This is a genomic window from Glaciimonas sp. GG7, from assembly GCF_052976905.1.
This window is the reverse complement of the sequence record NZ_JBRIIQ010000029.1, coordinates 38,441-46,838: the sequence shown is the minus strand read 5'-3', so window position 1 is coordinate 46,838 and position 8,398 is coordinate 38,441. Positions and strand designations below refer to the sequence as shown.

General features: G+C 51.5%; 10 protein-coding genes. 2 read left to right on the top strand and 8 right to left on the bottom strand.

Annotation, left to right across the window (positions count from 1 at the left end; genetic code table 11):
- Together ACVBEF_RS09530 and ACVBEF_RS09525 are read right to left on the bottom strand one after the other, a co-directional pair.
- On the bottom strand, positions 1-245 hold a 245-nt coding region (locus ACVBEF_RS09530; protein WP_447123698.1), incomplete at its 3' end, for a hypothetical protein.
- Positions 246-281: 36 nt separating this feature from the next.
- Positions 282-611: a hypothetical protein gene (locus ACVBEF_RS09525; RefSeq protein WP_447123697.1), complete on the bottom strand. Its 330-nt coding sequence runs from the start codon at positions 609-611 to the stop codon at positions 282-284.
- 370 nt (positions 612-981) lie between these two features.
- On the opposite strand from ACVBEF_RS09525, the gene ACVBEF_RS09520 reads away from it, so the two are divergent.
- On the top strand, positions 982-1,431 hold the full coding sequence (locus ACVBEF_RS09520) for a group II truncated hemoglobin (RefSeq protein ID WP_447123700.1): 450 nt from the start codon (positions 982-984) through the stop codon (positions 1,429-1,431).
- A 59-nt stretch (positions 1,432-1,490) separates the two neighbouring features.
- Complete coding sequence (locus ACVBEF_RS09515) at positions 1,491-2,948, top strand: DNA recombination protein RmuC (protein WP_447123696.1); 1,458 nt, start codon at positions 1,491-1,493, stop codon at positions 2,946-2,948.
- 138 nt (positions 2,949-3,086) lie between these two features.
- Here the strand turns inward: ACVBEF_RS09515 and ACVBEF_RS09510 are convergent, their stop codons facing one another.
- The 6 genes from ACVBEF_RS09510 to moaA all read right to left on the bottom strand — a co-directional run bounded on the left by ACVBEF_RS09510 (position 3,087) and on the right by moaA (position 8,152).
- Positions 3,087-3,473: a hypothetical protein gene (locus ACVBEF_RS09510; RefSeq protein WP_447123695.1), complete on the bottom strand. Its 387-nt coding sequence runs from the start codon at positions 3,471-3,473 to the stop codon at positions 3,087-3,089.
- Positions 3,467-4,360 (bottom strand): DUF6402 family protein, encoded by an 894-nt coding sequence (locus ACVBEF_RS09505; protein WP_447123694.1) that lies wholly within the window; start codon positions 4,358-4,360, stop codon positions 3,467-3,469. Before ACVBEF_RS09505 ends, ACVBEF_RS09510 begins: the two co-directional genes overlap by 7 nt.
- A complete protein-coding gene (locus ACVBEF_RS09500; protein WP_447123693.1) occupies positions 4,357-4,917 on the bottom strand; it encodes a PAAR domain-containing protein in 561 nt (186 codons plus the stop codon). The genes ACVBEF_RS09505 and ACVBEF_RS09500 overlap by 4 nt, the downstream gene beginning before the upstream one ends.
- A gap of 103 nt (positions 4,918-5,020) precedes the next feature.
- A complete protein-coding gene (gene moeA, locus ACVBEF_RS09495) occupies positions 5,021-6,337 on the bottom strand; it encodes a molybdopterin molybdotransferase MoeA (RefSeq protein WP_447123692.1) in 1,317 nt (438 codons plus the stop codon).
- Complete coding sequence (gene mobA, locus ACVBEF_RS09490) at positions 6,338-6,943, bottom strand: molybdenum cofactor guanylyltransferase MobA (RefSeq protein ID WP_447123691.1); 606 nt, start codon at positions 6,941-6,943, stop codon at positions 6,338-6,340. It abuts the gene before it with no gap.
- A gap of 99 nt (positions 6,944-7,042) precedes the next feature.
- Entirely contained in the window at positions 7,043-8,152 is a 1,110-nt protein-coding gene (gene moaA, locus ACVBEF_RS09485; RefSeq protein ID WP_447123690.1) for a GTP 3',8-cyclase MoaA, read from the bottom strand.
- Positions 8,153-8,398 lie beyond the last annotated feature (246 nt).

Here is an 8,398-nt window from a genome sequence, read left to right as displayed (position 1 = left end):
ACTCGCCTTCGGCTCAAACATGTCATCAGCCTGATCCGTCTGGCGGCTGAAAAATTTGGCGTCGTTACATGACGGGGTAGGTCAACTGCCACTTCAACGGCCACTTCAAAAGCAACTGCAACGTCAAAGGTGGCTGCGCCTGCAAGGTCAAAAGCAACTGCAACGTCAACGGTGGCTGCGCCTGCAACTTCAAAATCAACGTCAACTGTGGCTGCGCCTGACTTCAAAACCAATTTTAAGTGCACGCCGATGTGCTGCTTTTTCTCAGCGTGCGGCTATGTTCATTGATCTGTTCTAGGTCTTGCTTTGATCGATTCGCTGAATAGTTCGATGGCCTCCAGGAAGAATGTTTTCAATGTTTCGCAGTCATCAACGCTGACGGCCAGGCGGTGTGCATCGGCATCGGATCGATTGGGGTTGGATCGGTAGGCTTCGTTGGTCTCCAGGATGTTGAGGCAAATGTTGGTGGCTTGAGAGAATGTGGTTGAGCGTGCGACGAAGTCCATCATGAATAATTGTTGCGCGCAGTCAATGTCGTTACTGGACTTTGGATCCGTGGGATTTTTGGGGTGGGAGTTTTGGGTTTGTTCGGAGGTGTTGGTCTTGGGCATTGTTCGATCCTTTAGCTCAGTTGAACTGCACCCGTTGTGAAACGGGGGTGGGCGGCAAATGGCAGGATTGAAAGACTGGGTCAGAACCAAACCAGTAAGCCCTAAGGCTTTCCTACCACCGCCGCCCAGAGGGGCGAACGGAGGTCCAGACCGCTTTCGCGGTCTGGGTTCTGACTAGCAAGCTTTCAAACTTGCGTTCCTTTGAGAGGAACGTCGCCACAATACCTTTTCAAAAAACGCAGGTCAACCGGAAAATTACGGTTTTTTGTTATTCCTGTTTTATTCCGTTTTTTGATTGTTGAAACGGTTTTCGTGCCGTAGATGCTATGGTTGCTCGACCACCATTGCGTTATGATTCTGCCCCATGACTATGCATACAAATCCCGATATTGAAGCGCTTGATGCGCTGCCGCCTTCTATTTATGACTTGATTGGCGGCGGTGTGCGCTTGCGTGAGTTGGTTGATCGTTTTTACGATTTGATGGATCTGGAGCCTGACTTTGCGACTATTCGGGTGTTGCATCCGACTGCGTTGGATGGCTCTCGCGATAAATTTTTTTGGTTTTTATCTGGCTGGAGTGGCGGGCCGGATTTGTTTGTTGAACGCTTTGGTCATCCGCGTTTGCGGGCGCGGCATTTGCCGTATGCGATTGCTACGCCCGAGCGCGATCAGTGGTTGCGCTGTATGGCGTTGGCGATGCAGGATGTCGGACTCGATGAGGCGTTGCAGCAGCGCTTGATGCTGTCGTTCTTTGATACTGCTGATTGGATGCGTAATAAGGCCGATCCGGTCGATGAGTTGAACCGACTCAAGCCGTAGTTTTCGGTCTGCATATTTTTTAACGGGTTGCTGATGCAGCCCTTTTTTGAACTGACACCATGACGTTTACTGAATTAATTGTTTTGCTTTGTCTTCTCGCGATCATCATCGCGCTTCAGGTGATGGCTATTGTCCGCAGTGGTCATGGCGGTGACGTTGAGACGCAACTTAAAGAAGAGCTAATCCGTCGCATCGAGGATGTCGGCGGGCGCTCTGCCAGAGAATTGCGCGATCAGGTACAAAGCAGTGCGCAAAGTACGCGGCAGGAGATCGGGGTGAATTTTGGGCAGTTGCAGCAGACGTTGGTGGCGCAAATAACCAGTATCGCTGCGCTACAAAATAGTCAGATGGATGCCTTTGCGCAACAGTTGGTGCGGCTCAATGAAACCAATGCCCAGCAACTCGACGGGATGCGGCAAGGCATGATGCAACAGGCGCAGACTAGCCGTGAAGAGCAGGCTGTGTCGTTGCAGCGGTTTGGCGCTACATTGAATCAGGCTCTGGCGACACTGACCGAATCGAACGCGCAGCGTATGACAGAAATCCGCACCACGCTGGAAGCGAAGATTAAGGATCTGCAAATCGATAACGGTTTGCGGCTGGAAGAAATGCGTAAGACCGTCGATGAAAAGCTGCACGCAACGTTGGAAAAACGCTTGGGTGAATCGTTTCAGATCGTCTCCGACCGTCTGGAAAAAGTCCATCAGGGTTTGGGTGAGATGCAGCAATTGGCGATTGGCGTGGGTGACTTGAAGCGTGTGCTGACCAACGTGAAAACCCGTGGGACGTGGGGTGAGGTGCAGCTTGAGATGTTGCTCGAGCAGGTCTTGACGCCGGAGCAATATGCCAAAAATGTCGAGACCGTACCCGGCAGCGGTGAGCGAGTGGAGTTTGCGATCAAGTTACCCGGCAACGATGATGGCAACACGCCGGTGTGGATGCCGATAGACGCTAAATTTCCGAAGGAGCAGTACGAGCGATTGTCGGACGCGGCTGATCGTGCGGATGCTGAGGGCGTGGCTCTGGCCGGGCGTGAATTGGAGCGTGCGGTGCGTAGCGAAGCTAAAACGATTGCTGAAAAATATTTGTCGCCGCCGCTGACGACCGATTTTGCGATTCTGTTTTTGCCGACAGAGGGCTTGTATGCCGAGGTGATGCGACGTCCGGGTTTGGCGGACGATCTGCAACGGATACATCGAATCAGCATCGCCGGGCCATCGACGTTGTCGGCGCTATTGAATAGCTTGCAAATGGGTTTCAGAACCTTGGCGCTAGAGAAGCGCTCGTCGGAAGTCTGGCAGGTGCTGGGGGCCGTGAAAACGGAGTTCGGTAAGTTTGGCGATGTGTTGGCAGCGACTAAATTGAATCTTGAGCGCGCTGTTAAAAATATCGATCAGGCCGAAGTGCGTAGTCGACAAATGGCGAAGAAATTGAAGACGGTGGAGGCATTGCCGAGTGAGGCTGCGCAAATGTTGTTGGGGAAGGAGCCGGAACAATTGTTGGATGAGGAGGTTTGATTGTTTGTTCTTTGACGGGATGTATTTAATTTGTCTTGATCCATAAAACTGCCTACCGTTTGTTTTACCCGTCAAGGCATCGAGGATAGGCGGTTACACAATATTTTTATAGGTCAAAATCAACATCATTTTTGATCTTTAATACCATGGTTTCATCGCGCGTTTTGGAAGTCGAATGGACCCTTTTTCATCGTCATGATTAACGCCATCCATGACATTAAGATAGGCGTCCATCCAGAATACATATGCCTCTCCTAACCGGGTTGTGAAAACTTCACCAATAAATTTTCCTTCAGCTGTATATGCCCTGATGTACCCATGAGCATGGTAATACCTAAAAAATAAGAATATTGGCGTCGATTCATCAATGGTCCACACTTGGTACCGCTGGAAATAAAACTCCTTATTCGGACTGTATTTTTTTTCACCGTAGGGTGTGCCTTCGTGCCATTTGTAATAAATTAAGTAAAACATCAGCGAGAGAATAATTATAAAAATGAGCCATCTTTTTTTCATCTTTAACATAGAATAATTACCTCCATTTTTTTCGGAACGGGAACCCACATAACATCTGAATAAACGACGAAATCGCCCCCGGCACGATGACGCTCCTGATAGCGCCGGAAGTCTTCATTAAATACCGGAACTAAGCCGGGAAATTTCTTGATCATGTCGCTTTTATCTTTCATTAGGTACAACGCCATGAAAGCGGCCATCTCAGCTTTTGGTAGTAATCGGTTTTTACTCCATACGCCGAGGGGAATCATTTTTTCAAAGGTCGAAGTAGTATTGAAGTCGTAGGTATCACGCAGATAAATACCGATGTGCTTGACGACAAACGTATCCCGTTGCAGCAGCCAATTACTACGTGCCTCCCCAACGACGGCCAGTTTAAAAATACCTTTACCAATTGCGCCATACAACTCATCCAGTACGTCGAATTTTGAACCAAATTCCTCGAAATTTACCTGACATACGCTATCGAGATCACGCGCCGACATTTTGCGATTTCCTAGCTTAAATGGCATTATGTGCCCGGCTTTCCAGCCTGCTTTCTCTAATTTTTTTTTCAGCTCTCGTAATCCGTTTACTGTTGCCCAATTTTTATATGCGTCATTAAAAGCTTCCACGGCACGCGGAAACTTCAACAACCACGCCATCTTGATGATTTGGTCGTCATACTGCGTCGGGCTAAGGGAAAGAGGATCGATGTCCCCAATTTTTACATCGTTCGGCATTACCCAAGTCGTCTCCATCGAAAACCAATGACTCATAATCTTCGCGGCCACGTCCCAGCCCATTTTTTCCATAATGTCCGGGAGATCACGCAGCTGCAAAATCTCGATCGCACAATTGACGCCCTTGCGGTCACTGCAATGGGTTGCCCTTGCCACCATAATCGGAATACTCATTTTTTATCTACGCCCCATTGTGTTTGTAAGGCGTATTTCAAACGCACGTCTTGTTCTGACGAGAAATAGGTTTCGATTGTTTTGCCATCGGTATCGACGCTGTCGTAGTGTTCGCCTGATACGGATTCGATAGCGTAGGCCACGCTGTCAACGGGCTGCCGACTTGCGCTATCGAGAATCACAAAATGCTGATCGTATTGGCTGCCAGTCGGACCGATGGCGGCATTTTTTTCAGCATTGCCAAAGTCCATCGTAGTGGGCGCGGCCTCTCCTTCAGTCCATGCGCGGGATTGGGAGGCTTTCAGGCGTGGGTGCGGTTTGCATTTGCAGATGCAGAGATCGCCATCGAGCGCAGCTTCTTTGCCATGCACGCCTTTTCTGGAAAGGCGGGTGCCGGAGCATTCAATGGTTCCGGTGGATTCGCAGGAACGACAGTCAATTTCGTCGCCCTCGTGGGCGGTGGCGCGGCCATCCCAGGTGTTGCCGGGAAGTCCTTCTTTCACGACGCCGTCAGCGGTCGTGGCATCGCCGACGTAGATATAGTAGCGTTTCGTCATACACACCTCAAAAAGTTGAACGTCGGAAATAGTAGAGGGTTGCTCTTCTTTTTTGCCGACGTTGCTATGCTTTTTAGGTGTTTTACTTAAGGCAGCAGGTTGTTTACAGTAAACCGTCAAACAGAATCACTTCAACCGGATCTCCGACGGCGACGTCGCTTTGATCATGCGCCAGAACGATCATGCAATTGGCTTCGGCCATTGAACGCAAGATGCCCGAACCCTGCGCCCCCGTTGGTCGCACTGACCATGCGCCAGTTGTCTGGCGTGCCAATATGCCGCGCTGATATTCGGTGCGCCCCGGCCTTTTTCGAATGGCGCTGGCGGATGTAACTTGCATGAGCGGGAGCGGTGCCGGTTGCGCGCCCATCAGATGCAGCAGGGCATCGCGTGCAAAAAAATAGAATGACACCATGACGGCTACCGGATTGCCGGGAAGGCCGAAAAATAGAGCGGGTTTGCCTGTGCTGTTGATGCTGCCAAACGCTAGCGGGCGACCGGGGCGCATACCGATTTTCCAGAAAGCGACTTCGCCTAGTTGCTCCATCATTTGTCGCGTATGGTCGGCGTCGCCGACGGAGACGCCGCCCGAGGTGATGATGGCGTCGGCGTTGTCGGCGGCGGTTTTAAAGGCGGCTTCTAGCGCTGCCGGGTCGTCGGGGACGACGCCGAGGTCGAGGATGTCGCAGCCTAAGCGGGTCAACATGCCATAGAGGGTGTAGCGATTGGAGTCGTAGACGCAGCCGGGAGCGAGCACTTCGCCGACTGAGCGCAACTCGTCGCCGGTGGAGAAGAAGGCTACACGCAGACGGCGTTGTACGGGGACTTCGGCGATTCCTAGCGAGGCGAGTAGGCCAAGATCGGCGGGGCGCACAATACGTCCTTTTTTTAATGCAGCGGCACCCATTTGCAAATCTTCGCCAGCCAGACGGCAATTGGCACCGGGTTTTACTGCACCGGAGGCGATGGTGATGACGGGGGATTCTCCGTTTGTGACGCTGACGAATTCTTGCGGGATCACTGTATTGAGACCGTCGGGTATCAACGCGCCGGTCATGATGCGGATGGCCTGATGTGCGCCGATCGGGCCTTGCCAGGCGCGTCCGGCATGCGCGATGCCGATGACATTTAACTGGGTCTCGCCGTCTGTGCGCAAATCGTTGCCGTTGAATGCGTAACCATCCATTGCTGAGTTGTCGTGCGCGGGGACGTTGATGGGCGAAATAATGTCGGCGGCCAATACCCGATCAAGGGCGCTGCGGATAGCTACTTTTTCTACGCAATGGATGGGCGTGATGCAATTGCGGATGATGGTTTGGGCGTGGCTGACCGGTAGTGCTTCGGGATCGTAGTCGGAGATGCAACTGATCGCGTTGGTTAGCCATGCGGGCTGCTCAATAGTGGAGTGCTTGGTTGTCATTTATTTTGCTTCACGTAATTCATCGGGCGTATTGATATTGCGGAATGCCAGCGGGTCGGGAAACAGGACTTCGGTGAAATGCAAGCGTCGATACCAGCTTGCGATTTTATGACCCCCTTCGTCTAAAAATTGCGTCAGGTCGGTAATGAGTTCGGTTTTGAGCAGCATGAAAACGGGTTGCGCTCGTGGGGTAGTGTGCGTATTGGCGATCTCATTTTCGATAATGGTTGCCACTGCTACATCAGCTTGCGTGGTTTCTAATGCCGCTGCTAATGTGGAAACCAAGTTTGAGGGGAGAAATGGTGAATCGCATGGTGTCGTCATCAGATATGGCGTCTGACAGTGGCGCAGTCCGGCTTGTATGCCTGCCAGAGGCCCGGCAAAATCATCGTTTTCATCTGGCCAGACGGGGAGGCCAAAGTTAGCGTAGGCGGTCAAATTGCGATTGGCATTGATCATTAACGAGCCGACCTGCGGCGCTAATCGGGTGATGATGTGCCCGATCATGGGGATGCCGTTGAGTTCTTGTAAACCTTTGTCGACACCGCCCATGCGGCTGCCGCGGCCACCGGCGAGGATCAGACCTGTGATGTGATCGGTGAGCATGTGGCGTTTGGGCAGTCGGTAAATGAGGGGGCGGTGGGGGAACGGCCTATATAAATGGGCTGCAAGAATGGGTTACAAGAGCGGACCAGGCTCCGGGAATTATCCGCCTATATAGGACATTTCTACTTTTTTTCTTGGTGGGGCGAGGCCATCGGTATTCTGTGTGCGCAGTTCCGAGTAGCGGTCATCTCTGACGCGCCATAGCTGACCGATGACGGTGGCGATTTCTTCATCGCTGCTATTTCCCCGCAATAGCGCACGCAAATCATGTCCGGCACTGGCGAATAAACAGGTGTACAACTTGCCCTCGGTTGACAGGCGCGCGCGGCTGCAATCGCTGCAGAAGGCTTGGGTAACGCTGGAAATCAGACCAACTTCGCCCGCACTATCTTGATAACGCCAGCGCTGGGCAGTTTCGCCCGTGTAGTTGGCGGCTAAGGGCGACATCGGGAAGATGCTTTGGATGCGTTGGATGACTTCTGAGGACGGAACGACCTCGTCCATTTTCCAACCGTTTGAGGTGCCGACATCCATGTATTCGATAAACCGCAAAATGAATGGCGAATCCTTAAAGTAGCGCGCCATAGCCATAATTTCCTGATCGTTGACACCACGTTTGACGACCATGTTGACCTTGATCGGACCCAGGCCGACTTGATGGGCGACATCTAGTCCGTGCAAAACGTCGGCGACAGGGAAGTCAGCATCATTCATCTTTTTAAAGATGGTTTCATCGATGGCATCGAGCGACACAGTGACGCGGTTCAGACCGGCATCTTTGAGCGATTGGGCTTTTTTTGCCAGCAACGAACCGTTAGTGGTCAAGGTCAGATCGATATCTTGACCGTCCGGTGTTCTTAACGCGCTCAGCGTGCCGATTAATTTTTCGATGTGTTTGCGCAAAAGGGGCTCGCCCCCGGTCAGACGAATTTTTTTGACGCCATGCGCGATAAAAAGACGCGCTAACCGGGTAATTTCTTCAAATGACAGCAGGCTCGTCTGTGGCAGGAATACATAATTTTTATCAAAGACTTCACGCGGCATGCAATATACACAGCGGAAATTACAGCGATCTGTGACTGAAATGCGCAAGTCATGCAGCGGCCTCCCCGATGCATCCGTGATGACACCTGTTGGTGTTTCAATCATGGTCGGACGTTCAGGCGGGAGTCGTCGGTGATCTATAAGCGGGATGACTTTTTTAGTCATATTGTCTGTCTGGAAAATGCTGGATGCCTCGAAAATGCTATGTATTTGGGATATGGATAAATCTGTGCAGAAGATACCACGGAGGCAAATTCTTAGTCAGGACTTACGCAAAATCGCCCCGGCGGCGTTATCCTTCATGGCAGTACTAAAGTACTGGCATCAAAAGTCTGCCTTGCCGGGACAATTTTGCGTAAGTCCTGTCAGTATTTTTGAGGAAGTTTTGGACGATAAAAAAGGGAGTTTTTC